Genomic DNA, 15139 nt, shown 5'->3' on the forward strand with positions numbered 1-15139 from the left:
TCATTGATGATAGCTGTCCATTGTTCACAGCGTACTTTGTGTGTGATTTTATCCATAACATAACCTCCTGGGGTTATTATCTCATAGGAAAAGAGTTGTGTCATGGTACTCATGATTTACCGTGTACTTTATTTCTGGTTTTCTGTTTATTGATGCCATATAGAAATTAATATTTTAATCTGGAGAAAAAGGAGCTTGTCAAGAAGGCTGTGAGAATGGAAATTCTCCAGAAGGCTTTGGCGTTCACTGCTATTTGTTATCAAAACCAGACAGCTGCTGAAATAAAATTCTATGCTGAATTGTAAAAAAATGTGATAAAGAAAAAAGAATTGTTATACGTATTGTATTTTGTGACTTTGCGCTGTGGAATTTTGACTCTGAAAACTTCGGACTTATTTTTCCGAAGTTTTCGTTTTTTGAGGCAAAATAAAGCGTTTAGCGCAACGGAACAAAATCAAACGTATAACAATTCTTTTTTCTTTAGAAGACAGACTACAATTCAGTGAGAAGATATCCCCTTCTGGAGATTTTCATTCCAAATAAAAACCATAGACTTCTGGGCAATCCCCTTATCCACATCCAAAATTTAAATACTAATTTCCATCTGGAGCCAAAGCACAGAAAAGCAGAAATTTAATAGAGAAGAAAATGTGATGTCGGAGCGAGTAAAAATGCCGGTCAGGCATTTTCTGCGAAGCGACTATCTTCACATTTTCTTCTCTATTAAATTTCTGCTTTTCGTCTCTTTAATCCATCAAATTAGTATTTAAACCGTAATGCTTCTTCACTGGTCTGGGAGAGGATTTTCATCGCTTCTTCCGGATAAGCGCCCATAGCAGTTTCTCCTGTCAGCATTAATGAGGAAGCTCCATCTAAAACGGCCTGAAAGATGTCCGTTACTTCAGCCCTGGTTGGTACAGGGTTTTCTTCCATGGAGGCGAGCATCTGTGTGACGACCATAAAAGGTTTTTTTGCATGGAGGCACGTTGTGGAGATCCTTTTTTGCACAGCAGGAAGTTTTGGCAGTGGAATAGCATTTCCAAGATCGCCTCGTGCAATTACAATCTCGTCGCAGAAAGGAAGAAGAGAAGGCAAGTGTTCAACACCTTCTATGGATTCTATCTTGGCGAAGATGCGAATATAGTCCATATTATCTGCCATCAGTTCTTTTCGGAGTGTGATCAGATCATCTGCGTTTCTTACAAAAGGAAGCATGACACCGGTAACGTGGTATTTCCGAAGTAGTTTAAGATTTTCCTTGTCGGTTTTTGTAAGAACAGGGAGTGGAACAGTAAGATCTTTGATTGCGATACTTTTTCTGGAAGTTAATTCGCCGCCCTTGATTACTTCTGCGCAAAAAATATCTGATTCTAGAGGAGCGGATATTTTTAAAACAATTTTTCCATCATTAAGGCGGACTTCCTGCTCTTCATCAAAATAAGAGAAGAGAATTTCCGGACATGGGATAATAAAAAATTCATCTTTGCCATTAAGAATACGGGAAAAAATATCCGAATTTTCTTTTTTTTCCTGGAAGGACTTTTCTGATATAAGGAAAACGATATCTCCAGAAGAAAGTGATAGAGGAGTATCTAATGTGCCTATACGAAGTTCCGGACCCTGGAGATCAACAAGAAGTTCCGGAATGATATGCATACGTTCGGAAACTTCGTGATACTGCTGCAGCCAGTCTTCGCAGTCATCAAGATTACTGTGAGAAAGATTGAGCCGCATTCCTGTCATCCCCGCTAAAAACATTGCCTGTATTTTTTCTTTTGAAGCGCAGGCAGGACCGAGTGTTCCGTATAAGTGAAGAGAATGTTTCATGATAAAAACCTCCTGTCATGACATATTAACTATTTAAATCCAGTTTATTTTTTAAACTTCTCAAAACTATGAATTTATTGTATCATATTTTATAAGAAATGGAGGCGTTTTTATGGAATGGAAATTAACAACATTGATTGAAAATCATGAAGATACAGAAGAAAAATATGTATGTGAGCATGGCTTTTCTATTTTAATTGAAAAAATGGATTCCAAACCACCGATTCGGCTATTGATGGATACAGGACAAAGCGGGGCATTTTTTGATAATGCAGAAAAAATGGGTGTTTCTTTAGATAAGCTGGATGCGCTATTGCTTAGTCATGCACACTATGACCATGTGGGTGGTGTGGAAAGATTATTGGAAAATATTCCGATAGAAAAAATGTATGTGGGGAAGAGTTTTTTTCAGGAAAAATATCATGAGAAAAAAGATGGAACAGTAAAAAATATAGGAATTTCATTTTCTAGGAATGATGTGGAAAGGTATGGAGTAAAAATCTGTGAAATAGAAGAAGATAGCCGGGAAATTTTTCCGGGTATAACGATTCATCGAAATTTTGAACGTATTACAGACTATGAGCAGGGAAATCCTCATTTTTTTGTAAAAGAGAAAGGCGTATATAAAAAAGATGATTTTACGGATGAGATTGCAATAGCTCTTGAAATAAAAGACGGAATTGTCGTAATTACAGGCTGCTCACATCCTGGAATTATGAATATAATTTATACGATCAAAAAAAGAAGTAAAAAAAAGATTTGTGGAATTGTTGGCGGAACGCATTTGGTAGAAGCAGATGAGAGTCGGCTTAAAAAGACAATAGCGGCTCTAAAAGAAATCAATATAGAGTTTATTGCAGTTTCGCATTGTACCGGAGATGAAAATTTAGAAATTATAAAAAATGCATTTGGGAAAAAATTTATTTTTAATTGTACAGGGAATGTGATTAAAATTTTGTGATAAAAATGTATCAGCTTTAGAAAAGTGTAAAATTAAAAAATACCTATTGACAATTGAGTACCTGTTCAACTATAATGATAACAGTTGAACAGATATTCAATTATCTGTTTAATGAAGGAGGAAGTTATGGGAACGAAAAAGAGCGATTGTGTGGCAATGTTTCCTGAAAGTATTGAGAAAGTACAAAAGAGTATGCCTAAGGAGACCGAACTTGATAAGGTAGTATCTTTTTTTAAGGTTTTAGCAGATGATACAAGGATACGGATTTTGTACGCATTAAAAGAACAGGAGATGTGTGCCGGTGATATTGCCGTTTTCCTTGACATGACTAAGTCTGCAGTTTCTCATCAGCTTGCTGTGATGCGTAAGATGCATCAGGTGCGGGCAAGAAGAGAAGGGAAGAATGTTTTTTATTCACTGGATGACCAGCATATTGTAGATATTATGGAAGAGGCATTGATTCATATGACACATACCGATTCCTGATATCGAGAAGAGAGGTATCACAATGCAGAGAAAGGTATATATTCTGGAGAATCTTGATTGTGCGAACTGTGCAGCCAAGATTGAAAGAAAGTTAAGCAAGCTGCCGGAGTTAAACGATGTATCAGTTACATTTGCAACAAAACAGCTTCGATTTGAAGCAGAAGACCCAGAAGCAGTTTTGCCAAAAATCAGAGAGACAATTCAGTCTATGGAACCAGATGTTGAGGTTGTAGAAAGAACTCGCGGTAAGCGCAAAACAGCAGAGCATCACCATGAGCACCATGAGCATCATGATCACGAGCATGGTCACGAAGAGAGCTGTGGATGTGGCCACGAGCATCACCATGACCATCATGATCACGAGCATGATCATGAAGAGAGTTGTGGATGCGGCCACGAGCATCACCATGACCATCATGAGCATCATGATCACGAACATGGCCATGAAGACGGTTGTGGATGCGGTCACGAGCATCATCATGAGCATCATGATCACGAGCATGGCCATGAAGAGGGCTGTGGATGTAGCCACGAGCATCACCATGACCATCATGATCACGAGCATGGACATGAAGACGGCTGCGGCTGCGGACATGATCATCATCATGAACCATCCAAACCACAGGCGACGCGATCACATACACATTTTGAAGTGGAATATCATCATGTAGACGGACATCCGGATCACTGTGATTGCAGTCAGTGTAATTCTTATATAGAATATTGTGACGTATGTGGAGAAAGTCTTGCAAAGTGTACTTGCCATATGCCGGATGAGGATTTAGAGAAAAAGGTATATATTTTAGAAGGAATTGATTGTGCGAATTGTGCGGCTAAGATTGAGGCAAAAATCCGCCAGATGCCGGAAGTAGGATTTGCTTCGGTAGCATTTGCAACAAAGCAGCTTCGTGTTTCAGCAAATAATCAGGCAGAGTTATTGCCTAAAATGCAGGCTGTTGTAGATTCTATTGAAGATGGCGTGACAATTGTTCCAAGACAGAGAAAGAGACCAACAGGTATTTCTAATACAAAGATTTATATTTTGGAAGGTCTTGACTGTGCAAATTGTGCAGCTAAGATTGAGGCAAAGTTAAGAACACTCAATGGTGTAGATGATCTGACAATTACTTATGCGACAAAGCAGATGAAGCTTTCTGCAAAGAATCCGGATCAGATGATTCCTTTAATTAAAGAAACAATTGATTCTATGGAAGATGGAATTACAATTGTGCCAAAAGATAATAAAGTAGTAAAATCAGCAGAAAAAGAAGAGAAGAAATTCTCATTTAACAATCCATTAGTAAGTATCGGTATTGGCGCAGTAATATTTATTATTGGTGAGGTACTTGAACATATTGGAAATGTACCAGCAATTCCAATGTTTGCCTTGTTCCTGATTGCATATTTAGTTCTCGGCGGCAAAGTATTAGTTACAGCTGGGAAGAATATTATGAAAGGCCAGGTATTTGATGAAAACTTCCTTATGTGTATCGCAACAATTGGTGCGTTCTGTATTCAGGAATTTCCAGAAGCAGTAGGTGTAATGCTTTTCTATCGTATCGGTGAATATTTTGAAGAAAAAGCAACGGAGCAGAGTCGTACACAGATTATGGAAGCAGTTGACTTAAGACCGGAAGTTGTTAATCTTATTGTTGGAGAAGATATTCGTGTCATTGATGCAGAAGAAGCTAATGTAGGAGATATCCTTTTAGTACGTCCCGGTGACCGTATTCCATTAGATGGTGTTATCATTGATGGAGAGAGCCGTATTGATACTTCACCTGTCACCGGTGAACCAGTACCGGTTATGGCAAAAACAGGAGATAATATTGTTTCCGGATGTGTCAATACATCAGGACAGTTAAAAATTCGTGTTGAGAAGATTCTTGAGGAATCTATGGTAACAAGAATTCTTGATTCAGTGGAAAATGCAGCAGCAAGTAAGCCGAATATTGACAAGTTTATTACTCGTTTTGCAAGAGTGTATACACCGTTTGTTGTATTTTTTGCATTATTTGTAGCAATTGTTCTTCCATTTATTTTACCTGATTCTCTGAACTGGCATCTTTTTGTAGATAGTGCATACACAGGAACAGTAAATACCATTTATGGAACAAGCGGAACAGCATCAATTTATACAGCATTGACATTCCTTGTTATCAGTTGCCCTTGTGCATTAGTATTAAGTGTTCCTCTGGCATTCTTTTCAGGAATTGGAGCGGGCTCTAAAAAAGGTATCCTCTTTAAAGGAGGAATTGCTATTGAAGGGCTTAAAAATGTCAAAGCAATTGTAATGGATAAAACAGGAACGATCACAAAAGGTAACTTTGTAGTTCAGAAAGCAAATCCGGCAGGAAATGCGATGACTGCAAATGATTTGTTAGCAATCAGTGCAAGTTGTGAATTGTCTTCTACACATCCGATCGGAAATAGTATTGTAGATGCAGCAAAAGAAAAGGGACTTTCCATTGAGCGGCCTTCTAAAGTAGAAGAAATCGCAGGACATGGTATACGTGCAGAACTTAGTAAAGGTGTGGTTCTTTGTGGTAACAGAAAGCTTATGGATGAACAGAATGTTGATCTTAGCTCCTATCAGAAAGAAGACTTTGGCACAGAAGTCCTCGTTGCATTAAACGGTAAATTTGTTGGAAACATTGTTATTTCTGATACAGTAAAGGAAGATGCGAAAGAAGCAATCGCAGCGGTAAAGAAGCAGGGAATCATTACTGCAATGCTTACAGGCGATGCGCAGGAGAGCGCAGATGCTGTTGCAAAAGAAACAGGAATCGACGAAGTACATGCAAAATTGCTTCCACAGGATAAGTTATCCGAGCTGAAGAAAATCAGAGAAAGTCATGGAGCAGTTATGTTTGTCGGAGATGGTATCAACGATGCACCGGTACTCGCTGGCGCAGATGTTGGTGCGGCAATGGGAAGCGGCGCAGATGCAGCAATTGAAGCAGCAGATGTCGTATTTATGAATTCTGAAATGAAAGCGATTCCGGAAGCAGTCAGCATTGCAAAGATGACAAACAGCATTTCATGGCAAAACGTTGTATTTGCACTTGCGATTAAAATTATTGTTATGATCATGGGACTTTTCGGATTTGCAAATATGTGGATCGCAGTATTTGCAGATACAGGAGTATCCGTACTCTGCCTTCTGAATTCCATTAGGATTCTTCATAGAAAATAATAGTTTGTAGATTTCGTATAGACGAAAAAAGAAATACTGCCCTATCCCATCTGCTCTGTAGTCGCTGTGTTTAAAATGCTCGTCCGCATCTTAAACACGCTCCGAAGCCGCATCTGGGATAGGGCAGTATTTCTTTTTTCTGACTATCTAAATCCACAATCGGTGAGAATGAGGGGATTGTCCAGAAGGCTATGGTTTTCATCCAAATAAAGGCTCCAGACAAGGAATATTTTCTTATGGAGAAATAGTTATTTGATTAAAAATCATAATCTTCCAAAGAATCCCCTTCTCTTTCCAACACAAATCACTAGTTTGCTATTTGCTATCAAAACTGCCAGCCGCTGAAACATATTTTTGTACTGAATTGTAAGAGAACTACGATAAAGAAAAAAGAATTGTGATAAGTATTGCATTTTGTGACTTTGCGCTGTGGAATTTTGACTCTGAAAACTTCGGACTCGTTTTTCCGAAGTTTTTGTTTTTTGAGACAAAATGAAGCGTTTAGCGCAACGGAACAAAATCAAACTTATCACAATTCTTTTTTCTTTATCATAGTTCTCAAAGAAGACATCCTCATCTGGAGATTTTCATTCCAAATAAAAACTATAGACTTCTGGACAATCCCTTTATTCCTAGCCATGATTTAAATATTAATTTCCATTTGAAACCCAAAGAGCAGAAAACCAGAAATTTAATATAGAAGAAAATGTGATGTCGGAGCGAGTAAAAATGCCGGTCAGGCATTTTCTACGCCGCGACTATCTTCACATTTTCTTCTATATTAAATTTCTGCTTTTCGTTTCTTTAGTCCAGCAAATTAATAGTTAATCTGCTCTGTATTCTTCTGGAATATCTTCTTCATCCCATACGATAACATTAAAGTTTTTCTGGCATCCCATCTTGATTCCAAAGCCAAGTACATTATCCGTAGAACGGTCTAAAGCAACTTTGATAAAATCAACAGCTTCTTTATGTTTGGTTCCTACAACATATACATTAAAGTTTTTAGAATATTCTCCATTTAAAACGGTGAATTCTCCTTTTTTTAAATGTTCATCTCGTTCTGGTGCTAACTTTCTCTTTTCAAGTATTGTCATGATATCTCCTCCTAAAAATCTTCACAATAAACCATTATAACATTTATTGCGAATACTTCAAGGTGTCTTGGAGAAAGAATTATTGTGGAAGTTCTTGTGTAGAACCTGTCATTAAAAAGTTTTTACAAAGATATCCCTCGCGCACACCGTAGCGGGATACCCATATCTTCTCACAGTGAAGTCTTTCTATAATTTCTTTTACAACAAGCATACCGGGGATGATCGTATGGACACGATCTGGGCATAGTTTTAAAATATAATTACGGGAAGCAACATCACGTTTTAATAGTATTTTTAAAATTTTATTGAATTCATCTTTTGTAATGATTCGATTATTTTCCTCTTTGTTAAAATGGTAATTGACAATATTTAAGATGGCACGACATGTACCGCCGACACAACAGACTTTTTCTGGTGCTTTTTTTGGAAAATCAACAGCATCGAGTCGTTTTGAAATACATTTTGCAATCGCTTTTTGTTCTTTTTTATCTGGCCATAAACCGGAAACGTGATTGTGGAAAAGATTTAAAGAACCGATAGAAATACTTTGGGATTTTTTTACTTTTTCATTTTTTACACGAACGAATTCGGTACTTCCACCACCGATATCGAACATAATACCGTTCTTTAAATCGGTTGTGTACAGGGCACCATAGTAGCCTAAGATACCTTCTTCGCTGCCGGCAATGACATCAACACAAAGATCGGTTCTTCGCTTGATTGTTTCAAGTGCTTTTTCTGTATTCTTGATATTACGTAAAGAAGCGGTAGCAAACACATGCATTTCGTTCACACCAAGCTGCTGTAAAAGGACTTTGAAATCAAGCAGTACGGCACATGCCTGATTGATACCATCATTAGACATAATTCCATGGGAGACATATCCGGCAAGACCGGCCATATATTTTTTTGAGAATAAGGTTTCAAAGCGTCCGTTCTCTAATGTATTATAAAGAGAAAGACGAATTGTATTGGAACCTAAATCGACAATAGCACATTTCATAAATATTAACCTCCTGATAAAATCGCTATAGTTTATAATAACAAGTATTGGTAAGAAAGGAAAGAAATATAAGTCAAGTTTATGTAAAAAAGAATATGAAAAATAATATTGAAATAAAAAAAAGATTGTGATAAAATAAATGTAATATTTTTACAATAAAGGAGTTAGCTATGACAAGTCAATGTGATTTATGTGCATATTACTGGATTGATGAAGAAGATGGGACAGGAGAATGCCAGGTGAATCTGGATGAGGATGATCTGGCGAGAATGTTGTCTGGTTCTGCAGATAGTTGTCCGTATTTTCAGATGTATGATGAGTATAAGATTGTGCGGAAACAGATCTAGAAGATAAGATGTAGATCTAGAAGATATAATCAGGGATTAAATCCGGGGGTAATGGAAGGCGGTTAACAATCAGCTTATCAAAGTATTAGATAAACTGATTTCGCTCTTTATTATATTCAAAGCCTGCAGAAGATAGTTTTTCTTTAAGAGTATTCTCATCAATATTCATATCTTCGCACAAAGCCTCTAATGAAGAGTAGAAGTCGCGCAGCTTTGTGTTAATGACGCTGTAAAGCATAATCGGATCTTTGGGTAATCGTTCCATAGTAGTATCCTTTCTTGGAAATTAATCGTAAATATGCCGAGGCATTATTGAATATCTAATAACATAAGTTTTATCGAAATATTCTCGGAGATAAATGAACGCAAAAAAAGAGATGTCTACACATAAATATATAAAATAAATATTTAAGAACCAGTATAGTAGTGACATCTCTTTAAAATTAGAATAATATGTCTAATTTATGTTTAAATTATATATGAAATTTTAGAAAAAAGCAAGAGAAAATTGAAAGAAAATTCTTAGATTAATATACCATATAGAGATTAGTTATGGAAAGTGGAAAAATAATGGAAAAAAACGTTAATTTTCTGGACTTCATTTTTAATTTGTAGTATTCTAATAAATAGAAATTTTATTGGAGGTAATATTTATGAATAAAGTATGGAAATTCCATAATGACGTGGATACCGACCAGATCATTGCATCACAGTATCTACTTTTACCAGATATTGAAGCAATGAAACAATATACATTTGAATCCTTAGATCCTGATTTTTCAAAAAAAGCGCAGCCGGGTGATTTGATCGTTGCCGGAGAGAATTTTGGCTGTGGTTCATCGAGAGAACAGGCACCGAGTGTTTTAAAAGCTCTTGGAATTAAAGCGGTAATTGCCAAGTCATTTGCCAGAATCTTTTATCGTAATTCTATCAATATCGGACTCCCGGTTATTGTATGTAAGGAATTGTACGATCATGTAGAAGACGGTGGAGGGGCAGATCTTGATCTTTCTGCCGGTACAGTCACTGTTAACGGACAGGTATTTTCTTGTACAAAGCTTCCGGAATATATGCAGAATATTTTGAATGCCGGAGGATTGATTGCATCTTTAAATAAGGAGGAAGCGTAGATTATGGGAATGACTTTAGGAGAAAAGATTATCGCTCGTGCTGCCGGTGTTGATTTTGTAAAACCGAATGATATCCATACAGTGACACTTGACCGTATGATGAGTAATGATGGTACAACACATCTTACGGTGGATATGTATCATAATCAATTAAAACATCCTCAAATTGCGGATAAAGATAAAGTAGTATTTATCATGGATCACAATGTTCCAGCTGAGAACCCGAAGACAGCAGAGGCACATAAAAAGATGCGTGATTTTGCAATAGAGAATGATATTAAGTTATATGAAGGACAGGGAGTCTGTCACCAGATTATGATGGAAGATTATGTCTGCCCTGGAGAGTTGATTTTTGGCGCAGATTCACATACCACTTCTTACGGAGCATTAGGAGCGTTTGGTACAGGGGTTGGATGTACAGATTTTTTATATGCGATGACAACAGGAACATCCTGGGTTATGGTTCCTGAAACAATCCGTTTTAATCTGCACGGAGAATTAAAAGAAGGGGTTTACCCAAGAGATTTAATTCTTACGATTATTGGAGATATCGGAGCGAATGGAGCGAATTATAAGATTATGGAGTTTGCGGGAGATGGAGCGCACAAGCTTTCTGTTGATGACCGTATGGTTCTTTGTAATCTCACTGTAGAGGCCGGTGCAAAGGCTGGTATTGTTGAGCCGGATGAAAAGGTTGTAGAATATTGTAAAGCGCATGGTCGTGAGGCTGTACATATGTTTAAAAGTGATGAGGATGCACATTTTTGTGAAGTGTATGATTATGACTTGAGTAAGATTGAACCAGTTGTTGTACGCCCGGATTTTGTAGATAATTTTGCCCTGCTTAAAGATGTAAAAGAAGAGCGGATCGCTATTGACGAAGCTTTCTTAGGTTCTTGTAATAATGGACGTATTGATGACCTTCGTGTGGCTGCAGAGATTGTCAAAGGAAAACAGGTTGATCCTAAGGTTCGATTCATCGTTGCACCGGCTTCAAAAGCTGTTTACATTCAGGCGTTAGAAGAAGGAATTATCACTACTTTAATGGAAGCAGGGGCGATGGTTATGAATTGTAACTGTTCCGTATGCTGGGGAAGCTGTCAGGGTGTAATCGGTGAGAATGAAGTACTGATTTCCACAGGAACGAGAAACTTTAAAGGTCGTGCAGGTGCGCCAAGTTCCAAAGTATATCTGGCAAGTGCTGCAACAGTAGCAGCTTCTGCTCTTGCAGGATACATTACGGAACCGGAAGCGTAAAGCATTTTATTATAGAAAGAGGTAGTATATCATGGAACAGTTTACTGGAAAAGTATGGATACTCGGTGATGATATTGATACAGATATTATTATTCCGACAGAGTATCTGGCACTTCCTACCGTTGAAGATATGAAGCAGTATGGATTTTCTCCGCTAAGACCAGAACTTGCAGGGCAGATTCAGGAAGGAGATATCATTGTTGCTGGAAAGAATTTTGGCTGTGGCTCCTCCAGAGAACAGGCACCGGAAATTATCAAGGCATTAAAGATCAAGTGTGTCATTGCAAAGTCTTATGCTCGTATTTTCTTTAGAAACTCTATTAATAATGGACTTTTACTTATTGAGAACAGTGATATTCAGGATGTGATTAAAGAAGGCGATACCCTGACAGTGCATATGGGGGAATCTTTAGAATTTGATGGAAAGACATATCCGATTCATCCACTGCCAGATAACCTGATGGATATTATTAATGCAGGTGGTCTTGTAAAAGCGATGCAGAAACGTAACGGAATTATTTAGGAGGCAGTCATGGGAAGTACATTAATTGAGAAAATTATCGAAAAAAATACTGGCCTTTCTAAAGTAACTCCTGGCCAGATTGTTACAGTAAATGTTGACAGAGTAATGATTCATGATATTTTCATTCCTTTTGTTGCAGAAAAGTTCGAAGAAATGGGATTTACAAAGCTCTGGGATCCGGATAAAGTGGTATTGATCTATGATCATCTTGTTCCGACAAGTGCAGTAGAAGATGTTCGCCATTTTAAGATTGGAGATGCTTTTGCGGATAAATACGGCTTAACACACGTACACAGACGTGACGGTATCTGTCATCAGCTGATGACAGAAGCGGGTTATGCAAAGCCGGGTAATATTGTTTTTGGTACAGATTCCCATACAACAACGTATGGATGTGTCGGCTGTTTTTCTTCTGGTATCGGTTACACAGAGATGGCTTCGATACTTGGTACAGGAGAAATGTGGATTCGTGTTCCAGAAACAATCAAAGTAGTTATTAATGGAACATTACCGGCAAATGTAACAGCGAAAGATGTTATTTTACGTTTAATTGGAGATTTACGTGCTGATGGGGCGACATACAAAGCACTTGAGATTACAGGTTCAGCAGTAGATGCCATGTCTGTTGCTTCTAGAATGACGATTTCTAATATGGCGATTGAAGCAGGAGCAAAGTGCTGCCTGTTCCGTCCAGATGAGAAAACCTGTGAGTATTCAGAAGTAAAGATGGAAGATGTCGATTGGTTATATGGTGATGAAGATGCTACATATTGCCGGACGATCACGTATCAGGCGGAAGAACTCGTACCGGTGTGTGCCTGCCCTTCACAGGTAGATAATATCCATCCTGTGAGCGAACTTGTCGGAACAGATATTGATCAGGTATTCATCGGTTCCTGTACAAATGGACGATTAGAAGATTTAGCAGTAGCAGCAAAAATTCTTGAAGGAAAGACGGTAGCATGTCGTACCATCATAACTCCGGCAAGCCGTAAGATTTACATTGAGGCAATAAAAGCAGGTTATATGGAAACCTTAGCAAAAGCAGGAGCAATTATTACTCAGCCAGGATGTGGATTATGCTGTGGACGTGCGGGCGGAATCCTTTGTGATGGAGAAAAAGTACTTGCAACGAATAATAGAAATTTCCTGGGACGTATGGGAACGTCTAAAGTAGGAATTTATCTGGGGTCCCCTGCAACTGCGGCAACATCTGCAGTTTATGGAAAGATTACATTACCAAAGTAATTAAAAAATAAAAAACAGCCCCCTGATAACTAACGTATACAGTTGTCAGGGGGCTGTGACGTTAGAATGATACATACATATTAAAAATAGTGGGAATTGTATAAATATATGTACATAAGAGCGGCTGTATGGTATAATGAAAAAGATACATTGGGGATGCAAAATGTACTCTTAGAAAAGACTCTGAGACTACATCAAAGAGGAAGGGAGAAGGTCTATGCAGAAATATGTTGTATTACAGGTTACATTAAAGGAGAAGTTAATTGGGACATCATCTAAGAATTTAAGTGAGTTGGAAGATGTAATTAACAAACAGGCAGATAAGGGATATCGGTTACATACAATCAGTACCACATCAGGCGGAAGTAAGGGACTTGGAGGCGGAGACCGTATTCAGGCTACGATGGTATTTGAAAGAATTGAATAAGAAAAATTGAATAAAAAAGAATCGAATAAACGTATACATTCATTTCTTGTAAAGTGAATATATAAGTTAAAAAGCGAATCCCCCAGATGAGGAACCTTCTGGGGGATTCTTTATATTAAGTAATGAAGATATGATAAAAAATATGGAAAGGATTAGTTGTTGTTTAAAACGTCTTTCACTGTATCTTCTACCATTTTTTTAGTAACGATCTCAACTGTGTCGCGGCAGATAGCAAGCTCTTCGTTTGTTGGGATACAGATAACTTTTACTTTGGAGTCCGGAGTAGAGATGATACGTTCTTCTCCATGCATCTTGTTTGCTTTCTGGTCTAATGTTGTATCAAGGTAATCGAAGTGTTCGATAATTCTTGAACGGATGATATCATCGTTCTCACCGATACCAGCTGTAAATACGATAGCATCAACACCGTTCATAACGGCAATGAAACTTCCGATATATTTAACTACAGAGTGAGCGAATACTCTTAAAGCTAAGTCAGCACGTTTGTTACCTGCTTTTGCAGCTTCATCAAGATCACGGAAGTCAGAAGAAACACCAGAAATACCAAGAACACCAGATTTCTTATTTACGATATCCATAACCTGCTCAAGAGAAAGATTTTCTTTATGAGCGATGAATTCGATACAAGTAGGGTCGATATCACCAGAACGTGTACCCATTACAAGTCCCTCTAATGGAGTAAGACCCATAGATGTATCTACACACTTTCCACCGTCAACTGCGGAAATAGAAGAACCATTACCAAGGTGGCATATAACGATTTTTAAATCTTCTGGTTTTTTACCAAGGATTTCAGCTGCTCTTAAAGAAACATATTTGTGAGATGTTCCATGGAAACCGTAACGACGAACAGCATATTTTTCATAATACTCGTATGGAAGACCATAAATATAAGCTTCTGGTGGCATCGTCTGATGGAATGCTGTATCAAATACACCAACCATAGGAGTTGTAGGAAGGAGCTCTCTACAAGCAGCAACACCAACTAATGTAGGAGGGTTGTGAAGTGGAGCTAAGTCATTACAGGATTCAACAGTCTTTAATACATCATCTGTAAGAAGTGTGGAACAAGCAAACTTCTCACCACCATGTACCATACGGTGTCCAACAGCATCAATTTCATCGATAGATTTTAAAATACCATTTTCAGGGTTTGTTAACTGTTTTAATACAAGTTCAACAGCCTGACGATGTGCAGGCATAGCAGCTTCATATTTAATCTTATCCTGACCAGCAGGCTGGTAAGTTAACACACCATCAATACCAATTCTTTCACATAAACCCTTTGCAAGAACGTGTTCTGTCTCAGAATCGATAACCTGATATTTGAGAGAAGAGCTACCGCAGTTAATTACTAATACCTTCATTTTGTATCTCCTTTTGTATAATAATTTATTACGAAACGCCAAATTTCGCTTATTTTATTCTGTTAGGCATATTATAGAACTTTTTTTTTACGTTGGAAATGTACTTATTCAACTTGTGATGGAGTTTTTTTGTTATTTCGGTACTTTTTTTTAAGTTTTGATAGGTAATTGTATTTCATAATAAACAATAAATGTTTTTGTTTGAAAGTTAACATGATTAGACAAAAAGATAAAAATGTCAAAAATACG

14 protein-coding genes are annotated in these 15139 nt (G+C 37.6%); 9 read left to right on the plus strand and 5 right to left on the minus strand.

Translation table 11 applies throughout. The annotated features are described in order from the left end of the window. Positions 1 to 759: 759 nt before the first annotated feature. Positions 760 to 1827, minus strand: a complete 1068-nt coding sequence (locus FYJ25_RS11265) for a pyruvate kinase (protein ID WP_147607233.1) — start codon at positions 1825 to 1827, stop codon at positions 760 to 762. Positions 1828 to 1939: 112 nt separating this feature from the next. Between FYJ25_RS11265 and FYJ25_RS11270 the strand changes: the two genes are divergently transcribed. The 3 genes from FYJ25_RS11270 to FYJ25_RS11280 all read left to right on the plus strand — a co-directional run bounded on the left by FYJ25_RS11270 (position 1940) and on the right by FYJ25_RS11280 (position 6470). Next, entirely contained in the window at positions 1940 to 2788 is an 849-nt protein-coding gene (locus tag FYJ25_RS11270) for an MBL fold metallo-hydrolase (RefSeq protein ID WP_154581334.1), read from the plus strand. A 126-nt stretch (positions 2789 to 2914) separates the two neighbouring features. Next, positions 2915 to 3274, plus strand: coding sequence for an ArsR/SmtB family transcription factor (locus FYJ25_RS11275; protein ID WP_021906506.1), 360 nt, complete (start codon positions 2915 to 2917; stop codon positions 3272 to 3274). 22 nt (positions 3275 to 3296) lie between these two features. After that, positions 3297 to 6470, plus strand: a complete 3174-nt coding sequence (locus FYJ25_RS11280; RefSeq protein ID WP_154581335.1) for a heavy metal translocating P-type ATPase — start codon at positions 3297 to 3299, stop codon at positions 6468 to 6470. An 824-nt stretch (positions 6471 to 7294) separates the two neighbouring features. Here the strand turns inward: FYJ25_RS11280 and FYJ25_RS11285 are convergent. Together FYJ25_RS11285 and FYJ25_RS11290 are read right to left on the minus strand one after the other, a co-directional pair. Then, positions 7295 to 7567, minus strand: a complete 273-nt coding sequence (locus FYJ25_RS11285) for a hypothetical protein (RefSeq protein ID WP_021907376.1) — start codon at positions 7565 to 7567, stop codon at positions 7295 to 7297. Positions 7568 to 7646: 79 nt separating this feature from the next. Then, positions 7647 to 8570, minus strand: a complete 924-nt coding sequence (locus FYJ25_RS11290) for a Ppx/GppA phosphatase family protein (protein ID WP_154581336.1) — start codon at positions 8568 to 8570, stop codon at positions 7647 to 7649. 170 nt (positions 8571 to 8740) lie between these two features. Here FYJ25_RS11290 and FYJ25_RS14415 point away from each other — a divergent pair, with 170 nt between their 5' ends. Then, complete coding sequence (locus tag FYJ25_RS14415) at positions 8741 to 8917, plus strand: DUF6472 family protein (protein WP_021907374.1); 177 nt, start codon at positions 8741 to 8743, stop codon at positions 8915 to 8917. A gap of 85 nt (positions 8918 to 9002) precedes the next feature. On the opposite strand, the gene FYJ25_RS11295 is transcribed toward FYJ25_RS14415, so the two are convergent. After that, positions 9003 to 9182 carry a DUF4250 domain-containing protein gene (locus tag FYJ25_RS11295; protein WP_096239397.1) on the minus strand — a complete coding sequence of 60 codons (180 nt, stop codon included), beginning with the start codon at positions 9180 to 9182 and terminating at the stop codon, positions 9003 to 9005. A gap of 388 nt (positions 9183 to 9570) precedes the next feature. Here FYJ25_RS11295 and FYJ25_RS11300 point away from each other — a divergent pair, with 388 nt between their 5' ends. The 5 genes from FYJ25_RS11300 to FYJ25_RS11320 all read left to right on the plus strand — a co-directional run bounded on the left by FYJ25_RS11300 (position 9571) and on the right by FYJ25_RS11320 (position 13502). Further along, the gene (locus FYJ25_RS11300) at positions 9571 to 10047 is read left to right on the plus strand and encodes a LeuD/DmdB family oxidoreductase small subunit (protein WP_154581337.1); all 477 of its coding nucleotides are present in this window, start codon (positions 9571 to 9573) and stop codon (positions 10045 to 10047) included. Between the two features lie 3 nt (positions 10048 to 10050). Beyond that, entirely contained in the window at positions 10051 to 11304 is a 1254-nt protein-coding gene (locus tag FYJ25_RS11305; protein ID WP_147607241.1) for a 3-isopropylmalate dehydratase large subunit, read from the plus strand. 31 nt (positions 11305 to 11335) lie between these two features. Beyond that, the gene (locus tag FYJ25_RS11310; protein ID WP_154581338.1) at positions 11336 to 11827 is read left to right on the plus strand and encodes a LeuD/DmdB family oxidoreductase small subunit; all 492 of its coding nucleotides are present in this window, start codon (positions 11336 to 11338) and stop codon (positions 11825 to 11827) included. A gap of 9 nt (positions 11828 to 11836) precedes the next feature. Continuing rightward, on the plus strand, positions 11837 to 13075 hold the full coding sequence (locus FYJ25_RS11315) for a 3-isopropylmalate dehydratase large subunit (RefSeq protein WP_154581339.1): 1239 nt from the start codon (positions 11837 to 11839) through the stop codon (positions 13073 to 13075). Between the two features lie 217 nt (positions 13076 to 13292). Beyond that, complete coding sequence (locus tag FYJ25_RS11320; RefSeq protein ID WP_096239401.1) at positions 13293 to 13502, plus strand: DUF4177 domain-containing protein; 210 nt, start codon at positions 13293 to 13295, stop codon at positions 13500 to 13502. A 152-nt stretch (positions 13503 to 13654) separates the two neighbouring features. On the opposite strand, the gene FYJ25_RS11325 is transcribed toward FYJ25_RS11320, so the two are convergent. Further along, positions 13655 to 14890 (minus strand): acetate/propionate family kinase, encoded by a 1236-nt coding sequence (locus tag FYJ25_RS11325; RefSeq protein ID WP_154581340.1) that lies wholly within the window; start codon positions 14888 to 14890, stop codon positions 13655 to 13657. Positions 14891 to 15139 lie beyond the last annotated feature (249 nt).

The organism is Anaerobutyricum soehngenii (assembly GCF_009697165.1).
In the GTDB taxonomy this organism is placed as follows: domain Bacteria; phylum Bacillota; class Clostridia; order Lachnospirales; family Lachnospiraceae; genus Anaerobutyricum; species Anaerobutyricum soehngenii.

Excerpts from the sequence above, each read along its gene's own strand:
- FYJ25_RS11320 (WP_096239401.1), top strand. The coding sequence starts at position 13,293 with ATGCAGAAATATGTTGTATTACAGGTTACATTAAAGGAGAAGTTAATT.
- FYJ25_RS11305 (WP_147607241.1), top strand. The coding sequence starts at position 10,051 with ATGGGAATGACTTTAGGAGAAAAGATTATCGCTCGTGCTGCCGGTGTT.
- FYJ25_RS11325 (WP_154581340.1), bottom strand. The coding sequence starts at position 14,890 with ATGAAGGTATTAGTAATTAACTGCGGTAGCTCTTCTCTCAAATATCAG.
- FYJ25_RS11315 (WP_154581339.1), top strand. The coding sequence starts at position 11,837 with ATGGGAAGTACATTAATTGAGAAAATTATCGAAAAAAATACTGGCCTT.
- FYJ25_RS11270 (WP_154581334.1), top strand. The coding sequence starts at position 1,940 with ATGGAATGGAAATTAACAACATTGATTGAAAATCATGAAGATACAGAA.
- FYJ25_RS11285 (WP_021907376.1), bottom strand. The coding sequence starts at position 7,567 with ATGACAATACTTGAAAAGAGAAAGTTAGCACCAGAACGAGATGAACAT.
- FYJ25_RS11280 (WP_154581335.1), top strand. The coding sequence starts at position 3,297 with ATGCAGAGAAAGGTATATATTCTGGAGAATCTTGATTGTGCGAACTGT.
- FYJ25_RS11295 (WP_096239397.1), bottom strand. The coding sequence starts at position 9,182 with ATGGAACGATTACCCAAAGATCCGATTATGCTTTACAGCGTCATTAAC.
- FYJ25_RS11310 (WP_154581338.1), top strand. The coding sequence starts at position 11,336 with ATGGAACAGTTTACTGGAAAAGTATGGATACTCGGTGATGATATTGAT.
- FYJ25_RS11290 (WP_154581336.1), bottom strand. The coding sequence starts at position 8,570 with ATGAAATGTGCTATTGTCGATTTAGGTTCCAATACAATTCGTCTTTCT.
- FYJ25_RS11300 (WP_154581337.1), top strand. The coding sequence starts at position 9,571 with ATGAATAAAGTATGGAAATTCCATAATGACGTGGATACCGACCAGATC.
- FYJ25_RS11265 (WP_147607233.1), bottom strand. The coding sequence starts at position 1,827 with ATGAAACATTCTCTTCACTTATACGGAACACTCGGTCCTGCCTGCGCT.
- FYJ25_RS11275 (WP_021906506.1), top strand. The coding sequence starts at position 2,915 with ATGGGAACGAAAAAGAGCGATTGTGTGGCAATGTTTCCTGAAAGTATT.
- FYJ25_RS14415 (WP_021907374.1), top strand. The coding sequence starts at position 8,741 with ATGACAAGTCAATGTGATTTATGTGCATATTACTGGATTGATGAAGAA.